This window comes from Billgrantia montanilacus (assembly GCF_003336675.1).
Classification (GTDB): Bacteria; Pseudomonadota; Gammaproteobacteria; order Pseudomonadales; family Halomonadaceae; genus Halomonas; species Halomonas montanilacus.
On record NZ_QPII01000001.1, the window covers coordinates 233,581 to 259,387 of the forward strand.

At 62.8% G+C, this 25,807-nt stretch carries 27 protein-coding genes; 20 read left to right on the plus strand and 7 right to left on the minus strand.

The window, feature by feature from the left end:
* Positions 1-29: 29 nt before the first annotated feature.
* The 5 genes from DU505_RS01070 to DU505_RS01090 all read right to left on the minus strand — a co-directional run bounded on the left by DU505_RS01070 (position 30) and on the right by DU505_RS01090 (position 4,551).
* Positions 30-221 carry a zf-HC2 domain-containing protein gene (locus DU505_RS01070; RefSeq protein WP_114477139.1) on the minus strand — a complete coding sequence of 64 codons (192 nt, stop codon included), beginning with the start codon at positions 219-221 and terminating at the stop codon, positions 30-32.
* A complete protein-coding gene (locus DU505_RS01075; protein ID WP_245947729.1) occupies positions 218-802 on the minus strand; it encodes a sigma-70 family RNA polymerase sigma factor in 585 nt (194 codons plus the stop codon). The genes DU505_RS01070 and DU505_RS01075 overlap by 4 nt, the downstream gene beginning before the upstream one ends.
* 131 nt (positions 803-933) lie before the next feature.
* Complete coding sequence (locus DU505_RS01080) at positions 934-1,566, minus strand: ATP-binding cassette domain-containing protein (RefSeq protein WP_114477141.1); 633 nt, start codon at positions 1,564-1,566, stop codon at positions 934-936.
* Positions 1,563-3,260, minus strand: a complete 1,698-nt coding sequence (locus tag DU505_RS01085) for an ABC transporter permease (protein WP_245947730.1) — start codon at positions 3,258-3,260, stop codon at positions 1,563-1,565. The genes DU505_RS01080 and DU505_RS01085 overlap by 4 nt, the downstream gene beginning before the upstream one ends.
* A 79-nt stretch (positions 3,261-3,339) precedes the next feature.
* The gene (locus tag DU505_RS01090) at positions 3,340-4,551 is read right to left on the minus strand and encodes an ABC transporter substrate-binding protein (protein ID WP_114477142.1); all 1,212 of its coding nucleotides are present in this window, start codon (positions 4,549-4,551) and stop codon (positions 3,340-3,342) included.
* Positions 4,552-4,800: 249 nt separating this feature from the next.
* On the opposite strand from DU505_RS01090, the gene DU505_RS01095 reads away from it, so the two are divergent.
* From DU505_RS01095 to DU505_RS01180, 18 genes are all read left to right on the plus strand, one after another.
* On the plus strand, positions 4,801-5,505 hold the full coding sequence (locus DU505_RS01095; RefSeq protein ID WP_114477143.1) for a cytochrome c peroxidase: 705 nt from the start codon (positions 4,801-4,803) through the stop codon (positions 5,503-5,505).
* A 201-nt stretch (positions 5,506-5,706) separates the two neighbouring features.
* A complete protein-coding gene (locus DU505_RS01100; RefSeq protein ID WP_114477144.1) occupies positions 5,707-7,188 on the plus strand; it encodes an NfeD family protein in 1,482 nt (493 codons plus the stop codon).
* Between the two features lie 70 nt (positions 7,189-7,258).
* Positions 7,259-8,077 carry a slipin family protein gene (locus DU505_RS01105; protein ID WP_114477145.1) on the plus strand — a complete coding sequence of 273 codons (819 nt, stop codon included), beginning with the start codon at positions 7,259-7,261 and terminating at the stop codon, positions 8,075-8,077.
* A gap of 62 nt (positions 8,078-8,139) precedes the next feature.
* Positions 8,140-9,057, plus strand: coding sequence for a DMT family transporter (locus DU505_RS01110; protein WP_114477146.1), 918 nt, complete (start codon positions 8,140-8,142; stop codon positions 9,055-9,057).
* A gap of 360 nt (positions 9,058-9,417) precedes the next feature.
* Positions 9,418-10,908: a SulP family inorganic anion transporter gene (locus DU505_RS01115; protein WP_114477147.1), complete on the plus strand. Its 1,491-nt coding sequence runs from the start codon at positions 9,418-9,420 to the stop codon at positions 10,906-10,908.
* 19 nt (positions 10,909-10,927) lie between these two features.
* Positions 10,928-11,782, plus strand: coding sequence for a universal stress protein (locus DU505_RS01120; protein ID WP_114477148.1), 855 nt, complete (start codon positions 10,928-10,930; stop codon positions 11,780-11,782).
* A 90-nt stretch (positions 11,783-11,872) separates the two neighbouring features.
* Complete coding sequence (locus tag DU505_RS01125) at positions 11,873-12,889, plus strand: isocitrate dehydrogenase (RefSeq protein ID WP_114477149.1); 1,017 nt, start codon at positions 11,873-11,875, stop codon at positions 12,887-12,889.
* Between the two features lie 174 nt (positions 12,890-13,063).
* A complete protein-coding gene (gene cfa / locus DU505_RS01130; RefSeq protein ID WP_114477150.1) occupies positions 13,064-14,221 on the plus strand; it encodes a cyclopropane fatty acyl phospholipid synthase in 1,158 nt (385 codons plus the stop codon).
* 33 nt (positions 14,222-14,254) lie between these two features.
* On the plus strand, positions 14,255-15,475 hold the full coding sequence (gene metK / locus DU505_RS01135) for a methionine adenosyltransferase (RefSeq protein ID WP_114477151.1): 1,221 nt from the start codon (positions 14,255-14,257) through the stop codon (positions 15,473-15,475).
* A gap of 23 nt (positions 15,476-15,498) precedes the next feature.
* Positions 15,499-15,846 carry a putative quinol monooxygenase gene (locus tag DU505_RS01140; protein ID WP_114477152.1) on the plus strand — a complete coding sequence of 116 codons (348 nt, stop codon included), beginning with the start codon at positions 15,499-15,501 and terminating at the stop codon, positions 15,844-15,846.
* Positions 15,847-15,906: 60 nt separating this feature from the next.
* Positions 15,907-16,374 (plus strand): S-ribosylhomocysteine lyase, encoded by a 468-nt coding sequence (locus DU505_RS01145; protein WP_114477153.1) that lies wholly within the window; start codon positions 15,907-15,909, stop codon positions 16,372-16,374.
* Positions 16,375-16,494: 120 nt separating this feature from the next.
* Positions 16,495-16,836, plus strand: coding sequence for a TraR/DksA family transcriptional regulator (locus DU505_RS01150; protein ID WP_114477154.1), 342 nt, complete (start codon positions 16,495-16,497; stop codon positions 16,834-16,836).
* A gap of 6 nt (positions 16,837-16,842) precedes the next feature.
* On the plus strand, positions 16,843-17,334 hold the full coding sequence (locus DU505_RS01155) for a hypothetical protein (RefSeq protein WP_114477155.1): 492 nt from the start codon (positions 16,843-16,845) through the stop codon (positions 17,332-17,334).
* Between the two features lie 233 nt (positions 17,335-17,567).
* Positions 17,568-17,804: a hypothetical protein gene (locus tag DU505_RS01160; protein WP_114477156.1), complete on the plus strand. Its 237-nt coding sequence runs from the start codon at positions 17,568-17,570 to the stop codon at positions 17,802-17,804.
* The gene (locus DU505_RS01165) at positions 17,804-18,115 is read left to right on the plus strand and encodes a hypothetical protein (protein WP_114477157.1); all 312 of its coding nucleotides are present in this window, start codon (positions 17,804-17,806) and stop codon (positions 18,113-18,115) included. Before DU505_RS01160 ends, DU505_RS01165 begins: the two co-directional genes overlap by 1 nt.
* A 59-nt stretch (positions 18,116-18,174) precedes the next feature.
* Positions 18,175-19,791 carry a peptide chain release factor 3 gene (locus tag DU505_RS01170; RefSeq protein ID WP_114477158.1) on the plus strand — a complete coding sequence of 539 codons (1,617 nt, stop codon included), beginning with the start codon at positions 18,175-18,177 and terminating at the stop codon, positions 19,789-19,791.
* 48 nt (positions 19,792-19,839) lie between these two features.
* Positions 19,840-21,903, plus strand: coding sequence for a HelD family protein (locus DU505_RS01175; RefSeq protein ID WP_114477159.1), 2,064 nt, complete (start codon positions 19,840-19,842; stop codon positions 21,901-21,903).
* Positions 21,904-22,014: 111 nt separating this feature from the next.
* Positions 22,015-22,869, plus strand: a complete 855-nt coding sequence (locus DU505_RS01180; RefSeq protein WP_114477160.1) for a universal stress protein — start codon at positions 22,015-22,017, stop codon at positions 22,867-22,869.
* Positions 22,870-22,920: 51 nt separating this feature from the next.
* On the opposite strand, the gene DU505_RS01185 is transcribed toward DU505_RS01180, so the two are convergent.
* Positions 22,921-24,138: an MFS transporter gene (locus tag DU505_RS01185; RefSeq protein ID WP_245947731.1), complete on the minus strand. Its 1,218-nt coding sequence runs from the start codon at positions 24,136-24,138 to the stop codon at positions 22,921-22,923.
* Positions 24,139-24,250: 112 nt separating this feature from the next.
* On the opposite strand from DU505_RS01185, the gene DU505_RS01190 reads away from it, so the two are divergent.
* Together DU505_RS01190 and DU505_RS01195 are read left to right on the plus strand one after the other, a co-directional pair.
* Entirely contained in the window at positions 24,251-24,592 is a 342-nt protein-coding gene (locus DU505_RS01190; RefSeq protein WP_114477162.1) for a TraR/DksA family transcriptional regulator, read from the plus strand.
* Between the two features lie 70 nt (positions 24,593-24,662).
* On the plus strand, positions 24,663-25,034 hold the full coding sequence (locus DU505_RS01195) for a RidA family protein (protein ID WP_114477163.1): 372 nt from the start codon (positions 24,663-24,665) through the stop codon (positions 25,032-25,034).
* Here DU505_RS01195 and DU505_RS01200 read toward each other — a convergent pair.
* Entirely contained in the window at positions 25,028-25,726 is a 699-nt protein-coding gene (locus DU505_RS01200; protein WP_181872695.1) for a 4'-phosphopantetheinyl transferase family protein, read from the minus strand. The two genes, DU505_RS01195 and DU505_RS01200, sit on opposite strands and share 7 nt — an antisense overlap.
* Positions 25,727-25,807: the final 81 nt, after the last annotated feature.

Genomic DNA, 25,807 nt, shown 5'->3' on the forward strand with positions numbered 1-25,807 from the left:
GGTTCAGGAGCGCTGGGTGGTCTGCGGTTTCACTCCTGCTCATCTCGGGCGGCAGGCTCGAAGCGCCTGCCGGCCTCGTGCAGCACGTCGAACTGCCGATTGCACTGGCTGCAGGCGCCACACATCGCCAGGTGGAAACGTAGCGAGAGCCGTTCCTGCCACACCAGGGGGCGATCCAGGCGTTGCGACATCAGCTCGGTGGCGCGTCGGCACATGATCATGGCGCATCCTCCGTCAGCCAGCCCTGTTCGATGCAGGCCCGCAGCCGCAGGCGGGCTCGGTGCAGGATGACCCAGCAGTTGTTCTCCTTGATGCCCAGCTCGCGGCAGATCTCCTCGGTCGATAGCCCCATCAGTTCACGCAGCGAGAAGACACGTGCCACGTTGTCCGGCAGGGCGATCATGCAGGCATCGAACACCTGCCAGAATGTCTCGCTCTCGAAGACCGCTTCCGGCTCCCCCCAACTGGCGGGGCGCGCCTCCTTGAGCCAACTGCCATTCCGGCGGAACTGACGGTCGATGGCCTCGTCGTCGGCCTCATCTTCCAGGGGTTGCCAGGTGCCCTGGCGCTTCTGGGCCCGCATGGTATCGAGAATCTTGAACTTGAGGATGCCGAAGACCCAGGTTTCATAGCCGGATCGTCCGGAAAAGCTATCCTGCTTCTCGATGGCGGCTTCGAGAGTGTCCTGGACCGCATCTTCGGCTTGGGCGTGATTGCGTAGATGCAGGCGCGCGAAAGAGAGCAGCCGAGGCCGAACGGCAGTCAGGCGCTGCATGCGGTCGTCTAGCGGCGGGATACTCACGAGGTGATCCTTTCGGGTTCTTGTTTGTCGTCAGCATGCAGGCCCTATGAGGGCAGGGCAAGCCCTCCACGTTGAACAAACGCAGAACGACTGTCTCGCATTGCCCCGTCACGATGGCGGCCATGAGCGGCTCAATGGGTGAGCTCGATCACCTTTCCGCCGGCGGACGCTGCGTCGTCTCTGTCGTGGGTGACCAGCAGGCTCGGCAGGCCGGCCTGGCGCAGCTGGGTAAAAACCAGTTGACGCATCTCCTGGCGCAGGTGGGTATCGAGCTTGGAGAAGGGCTCGTCAAGGAGCACGGCACAGGGCCGGGAGAGCAGCAGGCGCATCAGGGCCACTCGGGCCTTCTGGCCGCCGGAGAGGGTGGCCGGGTCGCGATCGCCGAAACCGGCCAGGCCGATCTGCTCCAGTGCCGTCTCGACTTGCCGGGGTTTGTCGCGGGTGGCGCGCGGCATGCCGAACCGCAGGTTGCCGGCGACCGACAGATGGGGAAACAGCAGCGGATCCTGGAACAGCAGGCCGATGCCGCGCTGCTCTGCCGGCAGGTGAGTAATGTCTCGACCGTCCAGGTGCGCGTGGCCGCTGGCCTCGAAATCTCCTGCCAGGAAACCGGCGAGCCAGGCCAAAAGGGTCGACTTTCCCGAACCGGAAGGCCCCATCACCGTGAGAATCTCACCGGGGCCGATATGGGCATCGAGCTCCAGCAGCACGTTGCCATCCAGGGCAATGCGCAGGCTGTCGATCTCGAGATGATGGTGCGTCATGGTGACCCTCGCATTCCACGGCGTTTGGCCCAGAGCAGCCGCGGCAAACCGACGGCGATGATGAAGCCCACCAGCGGCAGGCTGGCCTGGACCATTGCCCAGACCCCGATCGCCCGGCGGTTGCCTCCCGAGGCGAGCGCCACGGCCTCGGTGGTGACGGTGGGCACGCGACCGGCACCCAGCAGCTGGGTGGGAAGATACTGGCCGATACTGACGGCAAGGCCAACGGCACAGGCGGTGAGGATCGGCGCCAGCAGCAGGGGCAGGCGTACCCGCCAGAAGACGGCATTTGGCGAGCTGCCAAGCGTTCGCCCGAGCTGCGACCAGCGTGGGTCGAGGCGTCGGTAGGACTCCGACAGCGAGAGAAACACATAGGGCAGTACGAAGAGCAGGTGGCCGAAGATGACCAGGCCATGGTTTGGGCGGCTGCCGAGCGATTCCATGACCACCACCAGGCCGAACAGGAAGGCGATCTGCGGCACGATAAGAGGTAGATAGAGCAGCCCCAGTGCCGACAGCAGCCGCCCTTGGGCCGGATGGCGTCCGGTGCGCTGCTCGTTTTCCAGCGCCGCCAGGGTGAGCGCCAGGGCGATCAATGTCGAGGCCGCGGCGATGATCACCGTCGAGGCCACCGGGCCCGTCAGCGAGGGCAGGGCGCGAATCCAGTGCGTCGCGGTGAAGCCCTGGGGCAGGGCATCGGGAAAGCGCCAGAAGCCGGCCACGGAGTTGAGCGCCAGGCTGCCGATACCGACGAAGGCGGTGAGGGTGGCGATCAGGATCAACCCTTTTCCGGCCAGGCGCAGCGGCTGCTCTCCGCGTTGCCGCCCGCCCCGGGCTACCCAGCGACGCCCCAGGCAGGCGACACCCCGCTCCAGGCACCACCAGACCACAAGGGCGGCGGCGGTGATGCCCAGCTGCAACACGGCACCGGCCGAGGCCATGAAGCGCCGGGAGAGGTCGGGGTCGTTGAACCAGGCGAGGATCGACACGGAGAGCGTCGGCGGCAGGGTGGGGCCGAGGATCAGTGCCACGTCGACCACCGCGGTGGCATAGGCGATCACCGCGTAGACCGGAAGACGGATCAACGGGTAGAGGGCCGGTGCCACCACCTTCAGCCAGGCAATGGTCGGACGGTAGCCGAGTGAGCGGGCCATCGCCACGCGCCTTTCGGGATCGAGCTGAGGCAGGGCGGCAAGGCTCATCAACAGCAGGAAGGGAATTTCCTTGATGACCAGCCCGGCCATCAGCGATAGCCCCCAGGGGTCCTGGACGATCAGCGCATCGGGTGGACGTTCCCAGCCGGTCAGCCCCGGGGATATCAGTCGCGAGATCAGACCCGACGGCGCGATCAGAAAGGCCAGCCCGAAGGCGGCGGCGGCGTGGGGAATCGACAGCAGCGGCGAGACCATGCGCCGAATCCAGCGATCGAGCCGACTGCCCGAGGCGCTTGCCAGAAACAGCAACACGACCGTCAGCGAGACGACGGTGGTGGCAAGGCCGCTGACGAAACTGACCGTTACCGAGCGGGCGAGCCCAGGCTGGGCGAACAGGTCGCGCCAGGGTGCGAGGCTGAACTCGGTACCGCCCAGGGCCGGCAGATAGCCGAAGGCGGGCAGTACCGCCATGGCCAGCCCGGCCAGGATGGGCGCCACCAGCAACGTGACGATCAGAGCCGGTGCGAGACGCAGCATCATCTTGGTGACTGCTCCCGTTCGCGCCACTCATGGCATCGCCGGCTCAGGGCGACTCGCATCGTGACGATGGAATTCGTCATTAGTTGCCGACGTAGCGGGCCTGCCAGGCGTCTGCCAGGGCGTCGACCCAGCTGGGGTGGGGTTGGCCGAGCACCTCGCCGAGTTCGTCCGGCGCCAAGGTGGCGATACCCAGGTCGATATCATCGAACAGCGCACGGTCGGCTGGCTCGAGGGTCGCCACCGCCAGCACGGTGTTGCTGCCCCACACCACCGGATCCTGCTTGTGGGCCTGTGCCTCCGGGGAGAGCAGGTAGTCGGCGACCACCATGGCGCCGGCCTTGTGCTGGGCGTTATAGGGGATTGCCAGGAAACTCATGTTGCCGATCATGCCGTGGTCGTGCACATAGCTGCGCACGCTGTCGGGCAGCTCGAAGTTGGCGATGGCGCCGGATGCCTCGGTGGTGCTGAAGGAGAGGGCGATGCTGATCTCGCCGTCGCCCATCAGTCGGCGCAGCTCGGAGCTGTTGGCCGGGAAGGCGCGACCGCTGCGCCACAGGTGCGGGTGGAGTTCGTCGAGGAATGCCCAAAGCGGGGCCGACACCTCGTCGAAGTCGTCTTCCCGCATGGGCTCGTAGAGAATGTCGCTGTCCTCGGCCAGTTCCAGCAGCGCCTGTGTAATGAAGGCATTGCCAAGAAAGTTGGGTACCCGGGGATAAGTGAAGTCGCCCGGGTTCTCCCGAGCCCAGTCGAGGAGCTCGGGCATGGAGCGCGGGTGCTCGTCGACCAGCGCCGTATCGTAATAGAACACCACCTGGGAGCTACTCCAGGGTGATTCCAGGCCGTCCACCGGGATCGTCCAGTCGTCACGCACCGCCGGCGTATTGTCCGGATCGGTCAGCGGATAGTGGGGTAGTTGCTCCGACCAGGGGCCGAACAGCAGGTCGTTGGCCTTCATGGTGGCGAAGTTCTCACCGTTGATCCAGATAAGGTCGACGTTGCCACGCTCATGGTTGCCGGCCTGCTTCTCGGCCAGCACCCGCGACACCGCCTCGGCGGTATCGCCGATCTTGACGTGCACCAGCTCGATGTCGTGCCGCTCGGCGACCTGGCGTGCCGTCCACTGGATGTAGTCGTTGGTGCGCTCTTCGCCGGCCCAGGCGTACCAGTAGACGGTTTGGCCACGTGCCTCATCGAGCACGGATTCCCAGTCGCCGGGGTGGGGGTCGGCATGCAGCGGGGCGGCGAGCAGCAGGGCAAGTGGCACGGTGACAGCAAGCGTACGGTTCAGCATTGGAGGTTCCTGGTGCGGTGTTCGGTCAGTGGATGGTCGAAGGAAGCCTGGGTTCCTTACAACATTGGCCTGATTTTTCTCTTCTTTTTACCTTCTTGCGCATTCTTGCCGTGCGCCTGTAAGTAATCGCTCTCGGCTCCTACCAAAGGATACCGCTGGCAAGCGGCGGTGCGACATGGCCCTTTGGGTCCAGAGAATGCAAACAACAACCAACGGCTTGATCGGAATTTCATCATGGAGGTAGATACCATGTCACAGCATGACGACAAGCGTCGCAGGCTGCTAGGGCGTCTCAGTCAACAGCTCGCCTATACGGCCCCGGTACTGGCGCTGATGGCTGGCGGTGCCGCGCTGCACGCCACGACGATCAATGCATCGACCGATTCAGGCTACGGGCCTGTTTCCGAAGAGACGCTGCTGCTGGCCAGCAACCATGCCCAAGGCGAGGCAGAAGCGGAAGCGGAAGCGGAGGGTGAAGGCGAAGCGGAGGGTGAAGGCGAAGCGGAGGGTGAAGGCGAAGGAGAAGCAGAAGCAGAAGGTGAAGGAGAAGCGGAGGGTGAAGCAGAGGCTGGCGACCGCTCGGCGGTAGAACGCCCAGAGGGTTATACCCCGGGGTATAGCGAAGATGGCGAGAACGACCCGGCGCTGCTGGCACTGGGCGAGGAGCTGTTCAACGACCCAAGCTTGAGTACGACAGGCCTGTCCTGCGCCTCCTGTCATGCGGGAGATTCGGGCTATCTGGAGACCTTCGAGCAGCCCTACCCGCACCGGGTGGCAATGGGGGAGAACCTCTTCGGCATGGAAACGGTGCATGCCGACGAAATGGTCCAGCTGTGCATGGTCAGCCCCATGGCCGCCGAGGCGCTGGGGTGGGACAGTGAGGAGCTGGCGGCACTTTCGGCCTACGTTGTCGAAGTGCAGCGGCGCTACGCCGGCAAAACCCATAATCTTTGACGCTCACTCCGACACACTGCGCTCGCCCGATGCCGTTCCGCGGCATCGGGCGCTTGTGTATCGCCAGATGACCCTGCTGAACCCTGCGTTAATGTCGCCACACTGCTAATCTGAATTCAGCAGTATCTGAAGTAGACATTGCATGCTTCTAGGGGGAGGCCGCATTCGCTACATCGGGACGCTGAGCAAGGAAGAGTCATCATGCAGATACGCCGGGTTGCCCTCGTTCACTACTGTCTCCTGCTGGCCAGCCTGCTGTGTCTGGCTTTCGGTGGTGCGCTGCTGACCTGGCAGGCCCAGGCACAGGAGAGCGAGCGAATCGCTCTGGTCATGACCATCGACGGCGCTATAGGCCCAGCGACCGGGGATTATTTCCAGAGGGGCTTGTCGCTTGCTGCCGAGCGTGAGGCTGAGCTGGTGATCGTGGAGATGGACACGCCGGGTGGGCTGGATGCCTCCATGCGCAGCATGATCCGCACCATGCTTTCCTCACCGGTGCCGGTGGCTATCTATGTTTCGCCCAGCGGCTCCCGGGCCGCCAGCGCCGGCACCTATCTGTTGTATGCCAGCCACGTTGCCGCCATGGCGCCTGCCACCCATCTCGGTTCGGCCACGCCGGTTCAGATGGGTGGCGGCTTTCCCGGCATGGATGACCTGGACGATAACGGCGGCGGGCACAACGGTGAGGCCAACGGTAACGGCAGCGACGAAGACGAAGAGGCAGCGGATGCCAGCGGCGAGCCAAATGGAGACGTGGCCTCTCCCGAAGAGGAGGACACTACCGATACGCGCCGCCGTGGAGAAACCGCCATGGAGCGCAAGGTACTCGAGGATGCCGTCTACTATATTCGTGGGCTGGCCGAACGCCACGGTCGCAACGCCGACTGGGCCGAGGAGGCGGTGCGCGAAGCGGTCAATCTGACGTCACGCGAGGCCCTGGAGAAGAACGTGATCGACGTGGTCGCCACCGATATCGAGGATTTGCTGGCGCAGATCGATGGCCGCCAGGTGGTGATGGAGCACGGCGAGCAAACGCTCGAGAGTGCAGATCTCGTCATCGAACGCTTCGACCCCGACTGGCGTACCCAGTTGCTGCAGGTGATCACCAACCCCAATGTCGCCTACTTCCTGATGATCATCGGCTTCTACGGGCTGATCTTCGAGCTGTCCAATCCCGGCAGCCTGGTTCCCGGCACCATCGGCATCATCTGCCTGCTGTTGGCACTTTTCGCCTTTCAGCTGCTGCCGATCAACTTTGCCGGGCTGGCGTTGATACTGGTAGGGCTGGCGCTGATCGTGGGCGAGGCTTTGATGCCCAGCTTCGGCATTCTGGGGATGGGCGGCATCGTCGCCTTCGTGATCGGATCGGTGATGCTGATGGATGCAGACAACCTGAGAATCTCGCTACCGCTGATCGGCGGCATCGCGCTGGTGGCAGCCGTCTTCATGCTGTGGACTTTGACACGCTTCATGGGGCTGCGCCGACGACCGGCCAGGACCGGTCATGAACAGCTGCTCGGCAGCCAGGGGCGAGCGCTCGAGCGCTTCGAGGGGCGTGGTCATGTTCGTGTGATGGGGGAGCGCTGGAACGCCCGCAGTGCCAGCCCGCTGCAAAAGGACCAGATCGTCAGGGTTGTTGAGGTCGACGGGTTGACCCTGATCGTGGAGCCAGTCGATAACTGAACCGCGGCGGTGCCTGTACTGTTGAAATTGCCCATACAACACAGCCTTAGTGACACCAAGGAGATGGACCATGCTGATTTCCTATCTCGTGCCAGTGGTACTGGTTCTCATGCTGATCGCCGCATCGATTCGCATCCTGCCCGAGTACAAGCGGGGCGTCGTGTTCTTTCTGGGTCGCTTCCAGGCGGTCAAGGGACCCGGTCTGATCATCGTGATTCCCGGTATCCAGCAGATGACCCTGGTGGACCTGCGCGTGATCACCATGGACGTGCCGGAGCAGGACGTCATCTCCCAGGACAACGTCACCGTCAAGGTCAACGCGGTGCTCTACTTCCGGGTGGTCGATCCGGAGAAGGCGATCATCCAGGTCGAGAATTTCACCGTTGCCACCAGCCAGCTGTCCCAGACCACGCTGCGCTCGGTGCTGGGCAAGCATGACCTGGACGAGATGCTCTCCGAGCGTGACAAGCTCAACGACGATATCCAGGAGATCATTGATGCCCAGACCGAGGAGTGGGGGATCAAGGTGGCCAACGTCGAGATCAAGCATGTCGATCTCGACGAGAGCATGATTCGCGCCATTGCCCGCCAGGCAGAGGCCGAGCGTGAGCGCCGCGCCAAGGTCATCCACGCCGAGGGTGAGCTGCAGGCCTCCCGGAAGCTGGTCGAGGCGGCCAATGTCATGGCCGAGAACTCGGCGGCGCTGCAGCTGCGCTACCTGCAGACCATGAGTGACATGAGCAACAAGAACGCCTCCACCATTTTCTTCCCGTTGCCGATGGACATCATGGAGGCGTTCCGCCACCTGAAGGCGTCACCGGCCGCTCAGGCGCGGGCCGATAGAAGCGCCCAGGGCGGCAGCGAACAGGGCAGTACTGACGCCACCTGACCTTACTGCCATGGGGACACCTAACATGGCATGCTAGGCGACCCACCGACAGCGAGGTCGCCTTGATTCACTCCCTATCGCACCGCCAGCAGGGGCTGTTGCTTACCGGCGGCGGTGCGCTGATCATTTCCCCTGATGCGCTGCTGATCAAGCTGATCGGCCTGCCGGATGCGGACATCCTGGTCTGGCGCGGCCTGCTGACCGCCTTGGGCTTCATCGCCATCGTCGCCGCGCGCCATGGACGTGGCTTCGTCGAGGCCTATCGGCGCTGTGGCTGGACCGGTATCGGTGTTGCGGTGCTGTTCAGCTTCTCCACCTTCGGTTTCGTGCTGGGCAATCAGTACACCAAGGGCGGCAATGTATTGATGATCCTGGCCGGTGCGCCCTTGATTGCGGCGCTGCTGTCGCGGCTCTTCCTCAAGGAGCACCTCCCACGGCGGACCTGGCTGGCGATCTGGCTCTGCCTGCTGGGGACCTCACTGATCGTGCTCGACGATACCGGTGCCGGTTCGTGGATAGGCAATGGCTTTGCGCTGCTGGCCGCCACTGCACTGGCCGCCAACTTTACCCTCTGTCGCAGCCGCCCCGGCATCGACATGAGCCCGATGCTGACCCTCTCGGGGCTGATCGTGGCCGCCGTGGCGGGGCTGTTCGGCATGACCACCGGTAGCCTGTCGCTGCCCCCCGCCGACAGCCTGTTGCTGCTGGTACTGCTCTGCCTGGTGCTTCTGCCGGTGGGTTTCACCCTGATCCAGCGCGGACCGCTCTACCTGCCTGCTGCCGAAGTGGGTCTGTTGATGCTGCTTGAAGTGGTGGTGGGCACGCTGTGGGTGTGGTGGCTTCTCGCCGAGCGGCCCGCGGCGGTGGCGCTGGTCGGCGGTAGCCTGGTGCTCGGTGCCCTGCTGGCCAAGGGATTATACGAGCGACAGCTTGAGCGGCGGCTTCGTGCCCAGGGTGCAGCGCAGCATCCTTTCTGGTAGACTTCGCCGCTCATGTCAGGGTCGCTATTGAGACGAAAGTATCAGGCGAAAGTCGAGGCGTGATCGAAGTCGACGTCCGGCCCGGCAATATAAAGAGCAAGGAACGATATCAACGTGCATACCCTCCTGACAGGGCTGGCCACGCCGCCCTAGCGCAATTATCTTCCCCGGTTTCCGGTGGTGGGCCGTTCCTTGCGGCACACTGCCCGCAATGTCGCGGGCGCTTTGCGCCCGTCCTGCACGATCGATAACGCGACGCCCCATGCTGAACTGCGCCGAACCGGTGTGGCCTTGGCGTGGCGTTCGAGACAAGACCCTGGCGCCTGACGGCACGACTATAACCATCGACTGGGCAATAGCATGTACGAATCCATCAAGCAGACTTGGTTTTCCAATATCAAGGGCGATACCCTCGCCGGTATCGTCGTCGCGCTGGCGTTGATTCCCGAGGCCATCGCCTTCTCGATTATCGCCGGTGTCGACCCCAAGGTCGGCCTCTACGCCTCCTTCTGTATCGCCGTGGTCATCGCCTTTACCGGTGGCCGGCCGGGCATGATTTCCGGCGCCACCGGCGCCATGGCGCTGTTGATGGTGCTCCTGGTGCGCGAGCACGGTCTTGAGTACCTGCTGGCGGCCACGCTGCTTACCGGCGTGCTGCAGATCGTCGCGGGTTATCTCAGGCTCGCCGAGCTGATGCGCTTCGTGTCGCGCTCGGTGGTCACGGGCTTCGTCAACGCCCTGGCGATCCTGATCTTCATGGCCCAGCTGCCGGAGCTGACCAATGTCACCTGGCATGTCTACGCCATGACCATTGCCGGGCTTGGCATTATCTATCTGTTCCCCTACGTGCCGAAGATCGGCAAGTCAATCCCCTCGCCGCTGGTCTGCATCGTGGTGCTCACTGCCGTCTACATGATCAGCGGTATGGATATTCGTGATGTGGGCGATATGGGCGAGCTGCCCGATACCCTGCCGGTGTTCCTGTGGCCTGATGTGCCGCTGAATCTCGAAACGCTGATGATCATCTTCCCCACCGCGCTTATGCTCACCGTGGTGGGTCTGCTGGAGTCGATGATGACCGCCACCATCGTCGATGACCTGACCGATACCCCGAGCGACAAGAACCGCGAGTGCAAGGGCCAGGGCATCGCCAATATCGGCTCCGGCCTGATCGGCGGCATGGCGGGCTGCGCGATGATCGGCCAGTCGGTGATCAACGTGAAGTCCGGCGGCCGCACGCGGCTCTCCTCGCTGATTTCCGGCGTGGTGCTGCTGATGATGGTGGTGTTCCTCTCCGACTGGGTATCGCAGATCCCCATGGCGGCCCTGGTAGCGGTCATGATCATGGTCTCCATCGGTACCTTCAGCTGGAGCTCGATCCGAGACCTCAAGCAGCATCCCATGAGTACTAATATCGTGATGCTGGCCACCGTCGTCGTCACGGTGCTGACCCATAACCTGGCGATCGGGGTTTTCGTCGGCGTGTTGCTTGCCGCCATGAACTTCGCCAACAAGGTCGGCAACATCCTCTACATCGGCTCCGAAGAAACTGACGAAGGCAGCCGTCGCATTTACAAGGTTGTCGGCCAAGTGTTCTTCGCCTCCTCCGAGCGCTTCGGTGAATCTTTCGACTTCAAGGAAACCGTACAGAAGGTCACCATCGATCTTTCCCGTGCGCATTTCTGGGACATTACCGCCGTGCAGACGCTGGATCGTGTCGTGATCAAGTTCCGCCGCGAGGGCACCGAGGTGGAACTCATTGGTCTCAACGAGGCGAGTGCCACCATCGTCGATCGCTATGCTATCCATGACGATCCGGCAGCCGTGGAAAAGCTCATGGGCGGACACTAAAGGGATCGAGGAGCAAGCTATGACAGACCAAGTAATGGCCGCCATCGACGGCTCACAGTTCTCGGAGGGGGTGTGCGACTACGCCGCCTGGGCCAGCCTGGCGCTGGAGGCGCCGCTGACCTTCCTGCACGTGGTGGACAACCACCCCCAGACCGCCGAGGCGGACCTTTCCGGCAACATCGGACTGGGTTCCCGGGAGCACCTGCTCGAAGAGCTTTCCCAGCTCGACGAGCAGCGCGCCAAGGTGGCCCAGGAGCAGGGGCGACTGATGCTCAAGGCAGCCAAGGAGCGGGCCATCGAGGTGGGCGTGAGTGACCCCGCCACCCGCCAGCGCAACGGTACCCTGGTCGAGACGCTCAGTGAGCTGGAAAACGAGATCCGCCTGCTGGTGATCGGCAAGCGCGGCGAGACCGCCCACCAGGCCGCCGACCACCTGGGTTCCAACCTGGAGCGAGTGGTGCGCACCCTGCATCGCCCCATCCTGATGGTACCGGACGGCTTCAAGACGCCCGGGCAGGTGATGATTGCCTTCGATGGCAGCAAGACCACGCGCAAGGGCGTGGAGATGATCGCCAAGAGCCCGCTGTTCAATGGCATTCCCTGCCATGTGGTGATCGTCGGTGCCGAGACCGGGGACAATCGCTCGCAGCTCGACTGGGCACTGAAGACGCTGCGCGAGGCCGGTCACCAGGCCGAAGGAGCGATCCGCGCCGGCGAGGTGGAGGAGACCCTGCGCGCCTACCAGAAAGAGAATGACATCGATCTACTGGTGATGGGTGCCTACGGCCATTCGCGTATTCGCCACCTGCTGGTGGGTAGCACCACCACGGCGATGCTGCGTCGCAGCCAAATACCGGTTCTGCTACTGCGATAACGATTACCCGAGCCGGCCCTTCCTGCGGGAAGCGTGTCGGCTTTTTTATTTGTCTTGCTCCAACTGCACCTTGTCCGAGGAGGAAAGCTCATGAGCCAGACGATTGCGGTTCTGAGAGGGGACGGTATCGGCCCCGAAATCATGCAAGCCACCCTGCGTGTTCTGGATGCGCTGGATTGCGGCTTTCACTACGAATTCTTCGAAGCCGGGCTGGAGGCACTCGACAAGCATGGCACGCTGATACCCAAGGAGACGCTCGAGGCCATCGAGCGGCACCGCATTGCGCTGAAAGGGCCGCTCACTACGCCCATTGGCAAAGGGTTCTCCTCGATCAACGTGCAGCTACGTCTCCACTTTGACCTCTATGCCAATGTTCGACCGGCAATCAGCTTTCCCGGTACCCGTTCTCGCTACGACGATATCGATCTGATCACCGTGCGCGAGAACACCGAAGGGGCTTATCTCTCCGAGGGGCAGAGCATGTCAGAGGATGGCGAGACAGCGCTCTCGTCGATCCGCGTGACGCGCAAGGGATCGGAACGCATCGTGCGCTATGCCTTCGAGTTGGCCCAGCAGCGAGGTCGCAAGAAAGTGACCGCCGTGCACAAGGCGAACATCATCAAGTCAAGCTCTGGTCTGTTCCTCGACGTGGCGCGTGAGGTGGCGAAGGAGTACCCCGCGATCGAATTCGAGGAGATGATCGTCGACAACGCTTGCATGCAGCTTGTGATGAACCCTCATCGGTTCGACGTCGTCGTCACGACCAACCTGTTCGGCGACATCCTCTCCGATCTGTGTGCCGGGCTCGTCGGCGGCCTGGGGCTGGCTCCGGGATCCAACATCGGTGAAAACGTGGCCATTTTCGAGGCCGTGCACGGCTCGGCGCCCGACATCGCCGGTCAGGGTGTCGCCAACCCCTGTGCGTTGCTGCTGGCCGCCGCCGATATGCTCGACCATCTCGGCATGCAGGAAAAGGCCAACAGGGTGCGTGGCGCCATCCGCAGCGTGCTGAAGTCGAGCGCCGAGCAGGTGACGCCAGATCTCGGTGGCAAGGGCACGACCGAGACCTTCGCCGACGCTCTCGTTGCCCATATCTGTAGCGAATGATGCTTGCTGGGGCCGGCATGCCGTGTGCCGGCTTATTTCTCGGTAAAGCCTACCAAAGCCTGGTGGAGCCCATGTCATGACTCTGACGCCGCCCTGAGATCATTTCCATCAACCCATATTCAATGAGAGGACCCTGACAGAAATTCCCTGACGGGAACAAAAAGGACACGTACCTTGAACCAACGAAAGTTCGCGCATACCGCCTTTTTTGACGAAACCGCCTCCTCGCAGCGGTTCGTTGCCGATTTGCTGGAACAGGCCGATATCCATATCAACGGGAGTCGTCCCTGGGATATCCGGTTCAACGCCCATGGGGTCATCGACAATGCGCTTTCGCGAGGCAATCTCGGGCTTGGCGAAAGCTACATGAACGGCGACTGGGATGCGGAGCGGCTGGACGAATTCTTCTACCGCTTGATTCGTGCTCAGCTGCCGGAAAAGGTCAATATCAGCAAGCTTCTCTATCATGCGATCAGCTCAAGGTTGTTGAACCGGCAGAGCGCCAGGCGCGCCTGGCAGGTGGGCGAGGCCCACTACGATATCGGCAACGATTTTTACGCCGCCATGCTTGATTCGCGCATGACCTACACCTGCGGCTACTGGAAGGAAGCCTCCAACTTGGAGGAGGCGCAGGAGGCCAAGCTGGACCTCATCTGTCGCAAGCTGGAACTCGAGCCGGGAATGCGCGTGCTTGATATCGGCTGTGGCTGGGGAAGCTTCATGGCCTATGCCGCGGAACACTACGGTGTGGAATGCGTCGGCCTGACCATCTCCCGCGAGCAGGCTGAATACGGCAAGCAACTCATGAAGCGTGGCCTACCGGTGGAGTTCCGGTTGCAGGATTATCGCGACGAAGCCGAGCAGTTCGATCGTATTGTCAGCGTGGGGATGTTCGAACACGTCGGCCACAAGAACTACCGCACCTATATGGAAATGGCCCACCGCTGCCTGAGGGACGATGGCCTCTTCCTGCTGCATACCATTGGCAAGAACGTGCGGAACACCTCGCCGGACCCCTGGCTCGACAAGTACATCTTCCCCAACGGCGAGCTTCCCGCCATGGGGCAGGTGACCGACGCCGCCGAGGAGCTGTTCGTGGTCGAGGATGTGCATAACTTCGGCGCCGATTACGACAAGACCCTGATGGCTTGGCACGAGAACTTTGAGGCCGCCTGGCCGCAGTTCGCCGAGTCTTACGGCGAGCGTTTCTACCGCATGTGGCGCTACTACCTGCTGAGCTGTGCCGGTGCCTTCCGGGCTCGCGACATCCAGCTCTGGCAGTTCGTGCTTAGCAAACAGGGTGTTCTCGGCGGGTATCACCGAGCCAGCTAACGCCTTTTTCTACTTATTTACCTGGAATTTTCGATGAGCGAATACTCCCTGTTCACCTCCGAGTCCGTGTCCGAAGGACATCCGGACAAGATCACCGATCAGATTTCCGATGCGGTGCTGGACGCCATCATCGCCCGGGACAAGCAGGCTCGTGTCGCCTGCGAGACGCTGGTCAAGACCGGCGTGGCCATCGTTGCCGGCGAGATCACCACCTCGGCCTGGGTCGATCTCGAGGCGCTGGTGCGCGAGGTCATCACCGGTATCGGCTACACCTCCTCCGAGGTGGGCTTCGATGGCGAGACCTGCGGCGTGCTCAACCTGATCGGCAAGCAGAGCGTGGACATCGCCCAGGGGGTCGACCGCGTCAAGCCTGAGGACCAGGGTGCCGGCGACCAGGGGCTGATGTTCGGCTATGCCACCAACGAGACCGACTCCTTCATGCCGGCGCCGATCCACTATGCCCACCGGCTGGTGGAGCGCCAGGCCGAGCTGCGCAAGAACGGCCTGCTGCCCTGGCTGCGCCCGGACGCCAAGAGCCAGGTCACCTTCCGCTACGACGAGGCCGGCATGCCCTGCGGCGTGGAGGCAGTGGTGCTCTCCACCCAGCACGACCCGGAGATCGACCAGGTCGAACTGCGCAAGATGGTCAAGCACGAGATCATCGAGCAGGTGATCCCCGAGGAGTGGCTCACCGAGGCGACCCAGTACCATATCAACCCCACCGGCAAGTTCGTCATCGGTGGGCCGGTCGGCGACTGCGGGCTGACCGGGCGCAAGATCATCGTCGATACCTACGGCGGCATGGCACGCCATGGGGGCGGTGCCTTCTCCGGCAAGGACCCCTCCAAGGTCGACCGCAGCGCCGCCTACGCCGGCCGCTACGTGGCCAAGAACATCGTCGCCGCCGGCCTGGCCGACAAGTGCGAGATCCAGGTTTCCTACGCCATCGGCGTGGCCCAGCCCACCTCGGTGTCGATCAATACCTTCGGCACCGGCAAGGTGGACGAGGCGCGCATCATCGAGCTGGTGCGCGAGCACTTCGACCTGCGTCCCTTCGCCATCACCCGCATGCTCGACCTGCTGCACCCCATGTATCAGCTCACCGCGGCCTATGGTCATTTCGGCCGCGAGCCCATCGAGACTTCCTACCGCTGGAAGGACGACAAGGGGCAGGAGCAGACCGAGACCTTCACGGCCTTTCCATGGGAGCGGATCGATCGTGCCCAGGCGCTGCGCGATGCCGCCAGGCTCTGATCCAGACGACACGGAGAGACACGATGTCCCAGAAGATCTACTGCATCGCCAACTTCAAGCCCAAGCCTGGCAGGGAGGAAGCCCTGTTCAAGGCGCTCCAGGCCTTGGAGCCGAATACCCATCGTGAGGACGGCTGCCTGCATTACACGGTAACCCGCCAGATTGATCATCCTAATGCCCAGGGGGCCAGCTACCCCATCGTTTTCCACGAAACCTGGGCCAGCCGAGAGGCTTTCGAGGCGCACTGCAGCCGCCGTGAGATCAAGGCATTCTTCGCCACTCACGTCGAGTCCCCGGAAGGCGACGTGCACTACGCCAACGTCTGCGTCTATACCGACGAGCCCCACGGCTACGACGCACCGGTTCTCTGAACCCATCATAAACCGGCACAGGTCGGATTGGTCTGTGCCTCATCACCCCAAAGGATTTCCATGACCGAGCAGAAGGTGAACGTCGAAAGCTTCAACCTGGACCACACCAAGGTAAAGGCACCCTATGTGCGGCTGGCCGATATCAAGACCGGCGAGAACGGCGACTGCATCCACAAGTACGACATGCGAATCTGCCAGCCCAACCTGGCGCACATGGAGATGCCCGCGCTGCATTCCCTGGAGCACCTGCTGGCCGAGCTGTCTCGCAATCACTCCGACAAGGTAGTCGATATCAGCCCGATGGGCTGCCAGACCGGCTTCTACGTGGCAATGATCAACCACGACGATTACGAAGGCGTGCTCGCGTTGCTGGAAGGCACCCTGAAGGACGTCCTCGAGGCCACCGAAGTCCCCGCCTGCAACGAGAAGCAGTGCGGCTGGGCGGCCAGCCACAGCCTGGAGGGCGCCAAGGAGATCGCACGCGGCTTCTTGGCCAAGCGCGGCGAGTGGGCTCAGGTCTTCGCGTGACGCCTGGCGCCGGCGCTACAAAGTCTTGCACAAAGCGGCTATGTTGGATCTTTCGGCCAGTGGATCGGTGGCGGTTCTTATCGCCTTCTTCCTTGATCCATAAGATATAGAGGACCAGGGATGAATCATCCGGATATCGACATCGAAAGGATCACCCGGCAGCTGGAAGATGCCAAGGAGGCGCTGATCGACCAGAGCTACCAGAGCAAGGAGAGCCGCGCCACGGTAATGCTCGATCAACAATCCGTGGGCCGCTTATCGCGCATGGATGCCCTGCAGGGTCAGGCCATGGCCATGGCCGAGGAGGATCGTCGACAGCTGGCGATCCGGTGGATCAATACCGCCCTGGCCCGAATCGTTCGAGAGGAGTACGGCGAGTGCATCGAGTGTGGCGAGTGGATCGCCGCCAAACGACTCGAGTGGGACCCGGCCGTGCTCAAATGCATCGACTGTGCCGAGTGAGGATAGATGCTGAAACTGATACAAGACGACGTGACCCTGAAAGTGATGCTCCAGCAGGATCTCGATGAAGACGTCCTCGATGCCATGGTGGTTCCGGCTACCGACGCGCAGCGTCGCGACTTGGGAAGCGCGGCCGTGGGGCAGGCCTGGATGGCCTGGTCACTGCTCGGTACCACCCCCAAGGTTATCAAATTCATGCCGCCCGAGGAGGGGGGCCAGGACGAGTGGCGAAAGCTGCTGCTGAGCTATCGCAATGCGCTGCGAGTGGCCAACCGCCATGAGGTGGCATCGCTTGCCCTTCCGTTGCCACAGCAGGCCGGCCTGCCACCGCTGCAGGATCGCCTGGCGGCAGAGCTGGCCATGGCCCTCCTGGAAACGTGTCGAGAGCGTCACCACCTCAGGCACCTCCAACTGATCGCCAGCGGCAATCAGGAGGCCGTGCTATATGCCAACCTGCTGGTGGAGATACAGGGCGGCAGCGCCCCTTCGCTTGAATAAGCGTCCAAGTTTGTTATTCTAGAAACCTATTGACTCGTTTATCCAGATACCTTTCTTGAGGTCGCTGGTAACTGTAGGAGGAGCAATCCGATGACTCAGTTACTCACCGACACCCTCCCCAGTCCGCCCTAGCGCTACTGTTATCCCTACCTGCTTGGCATTTCGCAGCTCTGCCTGTCGTCGTCCGATGCGGCTGGCTGCCTGTCTATAGGACAAGCTGAAAGGATATTTTTATGAGTGCTCAAGGGGCCTTCCTGCCCGATGCAGAGCAGCTCTCCCCGGAGGATGGCTGGGTCAGTGTGCATGATCATCTTCCCATCGATAGCCGTGCCACCCTGCTGGTGGTGTATCAGGACATGCATGGCTCAGGCGTCACCTCGGCCATCATGGAGCGGGGGCGATTCCTTAGTACCGCCAACCGCGCTCTGGTGCGCGGCGTGCGTTCCTGGCGTTTTCAGAGGGAGAAATGATGAGTAGCGAGACACTCCCCTTATCGCCGCGCGTCCAGCAGTTGCTGGAGCAGGGCTACGTCAGTATCGATCAGCAGCGTCCCGAGCAGGACAACTGTGTGGATTACGACCTGCTGTTCATGGGCCAGCGCATTTCCGGCCACCGCACGCTGTCCGATCTGGCGCTGGAGGCCGACCAGGCGCTCAATCCCATCGATGCGGCGTTGCTGCTGGGCGCAGGACCGGGAATCTGCTCGGCGTTCTGGCGCCACTATGATCCGGTGCTCGGCGCACAGGAGTCGACTGCGACCCGGGAGCCCGCCTGGGATTAGCCAGTCATTGTCACTCCAGTGGTCTCAGGTTCCCCATTCCCGATCCCATCAGGTCAAAGATGTCATCAACTGCTACCGTCAATACCGCCACCTCTCTGCCGCAGGAGGTGGCAAGACGCCGAACCTTCGCGATCATCTCGCACCCGGATGCCGGCAAGACGACCCTCACCGAAAAGCTGCTGATGTACGGCGGGGCCATTCGTTCGGCGGGTACCGTCAAGGGCAAGAAAAGCAACCAGTTCGCGACCTCGGACTGGATGGAGGTCGAGAAGCAGCGGGGTATCTCGGTGGCCAGTTCGGTAATGCAGTTCGAGCATGAGGGCTGCGTCATCAACCTGCTCGATACGCCCGGCCACCAGGACTTCTCGGAAGATACCTACCGGGTGCTCACCGCGGTGGATGCCGCCTTGATGGTGATCGATGCCGCCAAGGGCGTCGAGGCCCAGACCATCAAGCTGCTCGAGGTGTGCCGGCTGCGCAAGACGCCGGTGATCACCTTTATCAACAAGATGGATCGCGAGGTTCGAGACCCCCTTGAGCTGATCGACGAGATCGAAGATATCCTGAAACTGGATTGCGCACCGGTCACCTGGCCGGTCGGCATGGGTAAGCAGTTTGCCGGGGTCTATGACCTGCATCGCCATCAGATGCTCAAGTTCACGCCCGGTGACAACACCGCCGACAGCGAGGTCGAGGTACTGGACGGAGAGGATCACCCCTACCTGGTCGAGCACTTTCCCATCGCCCACGCCACCTTCAAGGAAGAGGTGGAGATCGTGCGTGAGGCGGCATCGCCTTTCGACCATCAGGCGTTCCTGGCCGGCGATCTCTCTCCGGTGTTCTTCGGTTCGGCCATCAACAACTTCGGGGTGCGCGACATTCTTCAGGCGCTGGTGTCCTGGGCGCCATCTCCGAGGCCCCGGGAAGCCAGGCAGCGAGAGGTGCTGCCTGATGAAGCCGACTTCACCGGTATCGTCTTCAAGATCCAGGCCAACATGAACCCGCTGCACCGGGATCGTATCGCCTTCCTGCGCATCTGTTCGGGAGAGTACCGCCAGGGTCTGCGTGCCACGCATCTGCGCTCGGGCAAGTCGATCAAGCTGGATCATGCCATCACTTTCATGGCCCAGGAGCGCAGCCACCTGAGCGAGGCCTATGCGGGTGACATCATCGGTATTCCCAACCATGGCCGCCTGCGCATTGGTGATGTCATCACCCAGGGCGAGACGCTGAAGCTGGAAGGTATCCCGCACTTCTCACCGGAGATCTTCAGGGTGGCCAGGCTCAATGACCCGCTGCGCGCCAAGCAGCTCAATAAGGCACTACAGGAACTTGGTGAAGAGGGCACCATCCAGGTCTTCGAACCCCTCGAGAAGACCGGCATGGTACTGGGTGCCGTGGGGCAGCTTCAGTTCGAGACCGTGGCCCACCGTCTGCTGACCGAGTACAAGATCGACGCCAGCTTCGACAGCGTCCCCGTGCACAAGGCGCTGTGGGTGAGCAGCGCCGATGCCGCGGCGATGAAGCGCTTCCTGCAGTCCAATGCCAGTCGTCTGGCCCGGGATGCCGCTGGGGCACTGGCGTTCATGGCCCCCAACCGCTCGGTGCTTCAGCTGACCATCGAGAAGTGGCCCGAGATCGAGTTCCACAGTACCCGTGAGGTCGGGGCGACCTGACGCCAACATCACCTCCCTTTCAACATGAGCCGAGCCAAACCAGACGCGATGAATCAGCAAGCAGAGAGTCCCGAGCGACTGGCCGAGCGCCATCATCTCGACCATACCCTCGAGCGCATCGAGGCCAACCTGAACGAGCTGGACAACCGGCTTGAGGCCTATGCTGAGGACATTCAGGCCCAAAAGGAGTACCTCTGGTCGAATCGCGACGAGATGGACCATATCGAGAAGATCTCGGCACGGGAGGCCATCGAGCAGTCCGTCATGTCCGGCGACAATGCTCTGGTTCGGCGTCAGAAGCTCGAAAAGCTGCGCCACTCCCCCTACTTCGGGCGCTTCGACTTCGCCCGTGGCGTCGAAGAAGAGCCGGTCTATATCGGCGTTCACCACTTCCATGACGACCTCGCCAGGGTCAGCCGGGTGTATGACTGGCGGGCGCCCATCGCCTCGCTGTTCTACGACGTCGAAAGCGGTCCCGCCACCTACGAAAGCCCCGCGGGCACGGTGGCCGGCCAGGTCACTCTGAAGCGCCAGTTCCGTATCAAGGGTGGTGAGATCGAGCTGATGATCGACAGCGCGGTGCACGTGGTCGACGACGTGCTTCAGGAGGAGCTGAGTCGCACCTCCGACGAGGGCATGAAGAATATCGTCGCCACCATCCAGCGCGACCAGAACGCCATCATCCGCAATGACGAGGCCCAGGTGCTGGTGATCCAGGGGGTGGCGGGTTCCGGCAAGACCTCCATCGCCCTGCACCGCATCGCCTATCTGCTCTACCGCTTCAAGGATACCCTGCGCTCCGAGGACATCCTGATCATCTCGCCCAACCGGGTGTTCTCCGATTACATCGCCAACGTGCTGCCAGAGCTCGGTGAGGAGACGGTCAACCAGGTCGGCATGGAGGAGCTGGCCGACGAACTGCTCGACGGCCAGTATCGCTTCGAGAGCTTCTTCGAACAGACCACGGCGCTGCTGGAGAAGGACGACGAGGCGATGAAGGCGCGCCTACGCTACAAGGCTTCACCAGAATTCCTGACCGAGCTGGACCGCTATGCCGCCCACGTGGAGGCCAACCGCTTCGCCGCCGAGGACCTGTGGATCGCCCGGCGGCTGGTGCCGGCCTGGTTGCTGGAGGAGGTGTTCCGCAAGCACCGCAACCTGCCCACCAACGAGCGTCTCCGGCAGGTGAGCTGGGAGATCGAGCGCAAGATCGGCAACCAGTACAACTACGACCTGGAGCCCGAGGAGCGCAAGCAGCTCAAGGCGGCGATCAAGACGATGCTAAGGCAAACGACGCTGCGTGAGACCTACAGGGGCTTCTACGACTGGCTAGGACGGCCCGAGCTGTTCAAGACCGCTTCGAGAGGGCGACTCGAATACGCCGACGTCTTCCCGCTCATCTATCTCAAGATGCGCCTCGAAGGCGTGCATTCCCGCTGGCGAGACGTCAAGCACCTGCTGATCGACGAGATGCAGGACTACAACCCGGTGCAGTATGCGGTGATCGGCAGGCTATTCGCTTGCAAGAAGACCGTGCTCGGGGATGCCTACCAGTCGGTGAATCCCTACAGCGCCTCCAAGGCCGACGAGATACGCGGCGTGCTGCGCCAGGCGGCCTGTGTGACGCTCAACAAGAGCTACCGCTCGAGTATCGAGATCGTGCGCTTCGCCCAGCGGATCTCGCCCAATCCTGACCTCGAGGCGATCGAGCGGCACGGCGAGGAGCCGCGGGTGATCCGCTGCCGCAGCCGGCACGACGAACTCGACACCATTGCGGCCATGGCCAGGGATTTCAGCGAGTCGGAGCACAATACCCTGGGCATCGTGTGCAAGACCCCTAAGCAGGCGCGCAAGGTGTTCGATGCCCTCGATGGCAGTTTCGATCGGCTGCAGCTGCTGGGCGAGCAGAGCGCCGCCTTCGGGCGGGGCATCATTGTGTGCACGGCCCATATGGCCAAGGGACTGGAGTTCGACCGGGTCCTCGTGCCGGAAGCGACGGCGAAGAACTATGCCACCGACATGGAGCGCAACCTGCTCTACGTGGCCTGCACGCGGGCCATGCATCGGCTGGTATTGACGCATAGGGGAGAAATTTCGTCCTTCCTGCAATAGTTTCTTCTGAAAAAACCACGCTGCGTTGACCTGGCGTCTGGTCAAAGGCCTGGCCGATGAGGTAGAAACGAAAGGACCTATAACGACATACGCCAGCCAGGAAACGACACGATGACCGAACAGGTAATGGCCGCCATCGACGGCTCGCAGTTCTCGGAAGGGGTGTGCGACTACGCCGCCTGGGCCAGCCAGGCGTTGCAGGCGCCGCTGACGTTTCTGCACGTGGTGGACAACCATCCCCAGACCGCCGAGGCGGATCTTTCCGGCAACATCGGCTTGGGTTCCCGCGAGCATCTGCTCGAGGAGCTCTCCCGGCTCGACGAGCAGCGCGCCAAGGTGGCCCAGGAGCAGGGGCGGCTGATGCTCACGGCGGCCAGGGAGCGGGCCATCGAGGTGGGTGTGAGTGAACCCGCTACCCGTCAGCGCAACGGCACCCTGGTGGAGACACTGGACGAGCTGCAAGATGAGATTCGGCTGCTGGTGATCGGCAAGCGCGGCGAAACCGCCCACCAGGCCGCCGACCATCTGGGATCGAACCTGGAGCGGGTGGTGCGAACCCTGCATCGCCCCATCCTGATGGTACCGGACGGCTTCAAGACGCCCGAGCAGGTGATGCTCGCCTTCGACGGCAGCAAGACCACCCGCAAGGGCGTTGAGATGCTGGCGAAAAGTCCGTTGTTCAACGGCATTCCCGTGCACGTGGTGATCGTTGGCGCCGAGACCGGCGACAACCGCTCGCAGCTCGACTGGGCGCTGGCTACGCTGCGCGAGGCTGGCCACGAAGCCGAAGGCGCGATCCGTGCCGGCGAGGTGGAAGAGACCCTGCGCGCCTACCAGAAAGAGAATGACATCGATCTGCTGGTGATGGGTGCCTACGGCCATTCGCGCATCCGCCACCTGCTGGTGGGCAGCACCACCACGGCGATGCTGCGACGGGCCAGCGTGCCGGTACTGTTGCTGCGCTGAACGGCCAAGCGATCCTTGCGACAACGCCGGCCCTGGGCCGGCGTTGTCTCATCAGGTGGCCCTTGTGGCCTGGCTAGCCAACACCCCTTGCGCCAACCACCACCCACCGACAAGAAACGCCAGCATGCCACCGAGGATCATCTCGAAGTTGGCACCCAGGTCCAGGGCGATGCCCAGCACCGCCGGTGCCAGGCCCGTGGCGAAGACCATGCAGGCGCTCAGTGTCGCTCTTACCGTGCCTAGATGTTCGACACCCCAGATGCGTATCATCAGCGTTGTCGCGATGGCTTCCTGGGCGCCTATTGCAAGCCCGCCGCCGACCATCAGCGCCCACACCCCGAGGTGGCCGCCGAATGTCATCGCAACGACCAGCGCCAGGGCGAAGGGAAGCAGATAGAATCGTGCCAGGCGAACCGGCCCAAGCCTGTCGACCCAGCGGCCGCCGAGCAGGGCGCCGGGTAGCTTGGCCAGCCCCATGCCCGCGAGTGCCAGGGCATAGACGCCAAGGCTGCTGCCCAGGTCAGCGGTCATGACTGCCTGGTAGATGAATAGCCCTGTCATGGTGATGGGAAGGACCATCAGCAGCGGCAGAAGCTTCCAGAAGGTTGGGTCACGGAAGGGGCGTGGCCCTTGACGGCGCTGGCCGCGCACCGGCCGCTTGCCGGGCGCCATGGGCCAGGGGCCTCTCAGGAGTAGTGGTACCCAGAGCCCGGCCAGCACCAGCGCGAAGAGCCACCATAATTCCCGCCACCCGAGCCAGACCAACAGTGCGGCCATCAGCGGTGGCAACAGGGTTTCACCGAGCATCACGCCCATACTCACCAGCCCCAGGGCTCGCCCGCGCATCGTGGTGAATTCACGCCCGGCCAGGGTGTTGCCGAGGTGGGGCATCATTCCCTGGCCGCACAGGCGAATCAGGCCCAGCCCCAGTACCCCCAGGCCCCACCAGGGCGACAGGGTCAGCAGCAGCACGCCGCCTGTCAGGGCGGCCAGCACGATCACGGCGAAGCGTCGCGGTGAGACCCAGTCGATACTGGGGCCAAGGCGCAGCATGGCAAAACCCGCCACCAGGGTCACCAGGGCATAAGCGGTGCCAAACTGGCCGGCGGTAAGGCCCAGGCGTTCGCTGATGGGCGCCTGGAAGAGGCCAATGAAGTAACTCTGACCCAAACTCGAGGTGAACATTGCGAGAAACGCGATGCCGAGCAGGCCTCGATGGTCCCGCAATAGGGTCCGGTAGCCCATGACGCCCTCCGTTAGTGCTGGCATGATGAGATCAGCAGAACAAGCCCGCCATGTTGTTGGCGGGGCGCCGTATGATAGCAGTTTGCCAGGCCTGCTTTTTCAATCAACGCGGTCCGGCGTGCAGGGGGAGGCAAGCATGAACCATCCTGAACTCGATATGTCGGCTGTCGTCGAGCGACTCGAGACACTACGAGTGGAATTGATCGAGGAGAGCCAGTCGAGCAGCGGTGCTCGCGATACCGTGATGCTCGACCAGACCGCTGTCGGGCGGTTGTCGCGCATGGACGCCATGCAAGGCCAGGCAATGGCCAAGGCAGAGGAGGAGCGCCGACAACTGGCTCTGCGACGCATAACCGGGGCATTGGCCCGAATCGAGAAAGGCGAGTATGGCGAATGCATCGAATGTGGTGAATGGATTAGCAAGAAACGCCTGGAGTGGGACCCTTTGGTTCTGAAATGCATCGACTGCGCCGAATGATGCGTTAAGATTTACGCTCGATCATTTCGACGGCGGTAGTTTGCGCTGTCTTAGCTCATTGGAGGGTACCATGACCATCGTTCGCCACGACACCAAGGCTCGTATGAGCCGCGCCGTGATCCACAACGACATTGCCTATCTCTGCGGCCAGGTCGCCGGGCCCGAGGCGCGCCAGGGCGATATCACCGAGCAGACCGAGAGCATGCTGGCGCGAGTCGATGCGTTGCTCGCCGAGATCGGCTCCAACCGGGAGAACCTGCTCACGGCGACCCTCTACCTCAAGGACGGCCACGATTTCGCCGCCATGAACGCGGTATGGGATGCCTGGGTGCCCACCGGTCATGCCCCGGCCCGGACCTGCGTCTGCGCCCCCATGCCCGCCGACGAGCTGAAGGTCGAGATCACCGTCACGGCCCTGGTCATCGGCGAATACAGCTACTGAATCAAGCCTGGCGGCACCCTCGAGTCACAATCGGGGATGCCCGAGGCATCGAGCGCCGCAGAAACTCGGGTATTTCCTGGCGGATGCGGTGATCCAGCCCATGAGGTCTCCGGAGCGATCGCCAGCCGGGGGAGTGAATGAATGCATAGCCGGCGCTGATGGCTGCAGATGCTCAATGTCCAGCCGTCATGCTGCCACTGCCACGCTTGGACTCCGCCGCCGGAGAGCAACCGTGAGAGTCTCGTTTCCAGTACGCTACCCGGCGACCGGCCTGAGAGACTGTCGAGCTTGAACAGGGCTTCGTGAAGTGTCCAGGCGCGATAGAACGCGGATAATGGATGGGCCGAACGATGAATGGCACAGCGAACTTGCGGTTCTGGCAGCAGGTCGATCAGGCCGTGCAGCCGCTCAAGGTGTCGGGTTCGCGTGCTCTCGAGGTCAATGCCTACCGGCACATTGGCCAGCCCGGCGATGACCCGGCCCCGGCTATGGCTCAGACAGGCCTGCCAGGGTGCGGGCAGGCCGGGGTGCCGGGGCGGCCCGCTCCCACGGGGTGACCAGCCATCGATGCTGCAGTCGAATTTTCGACGTGCAGCGAGCCGCGACAGCGACTCGCGTCCCAGCCGCGACAGACAAGCCCCGTTGCTGCCGGCGGGTGCCTCTATCAACAGAAGGTCAAGATAGGCGGTCATTCACTCAACACAGGGTGACGACATCGCCACGCAGCGCCACTCCAGCCATCAACGCTCCGGCATGGCATTTGTACTCGGTAC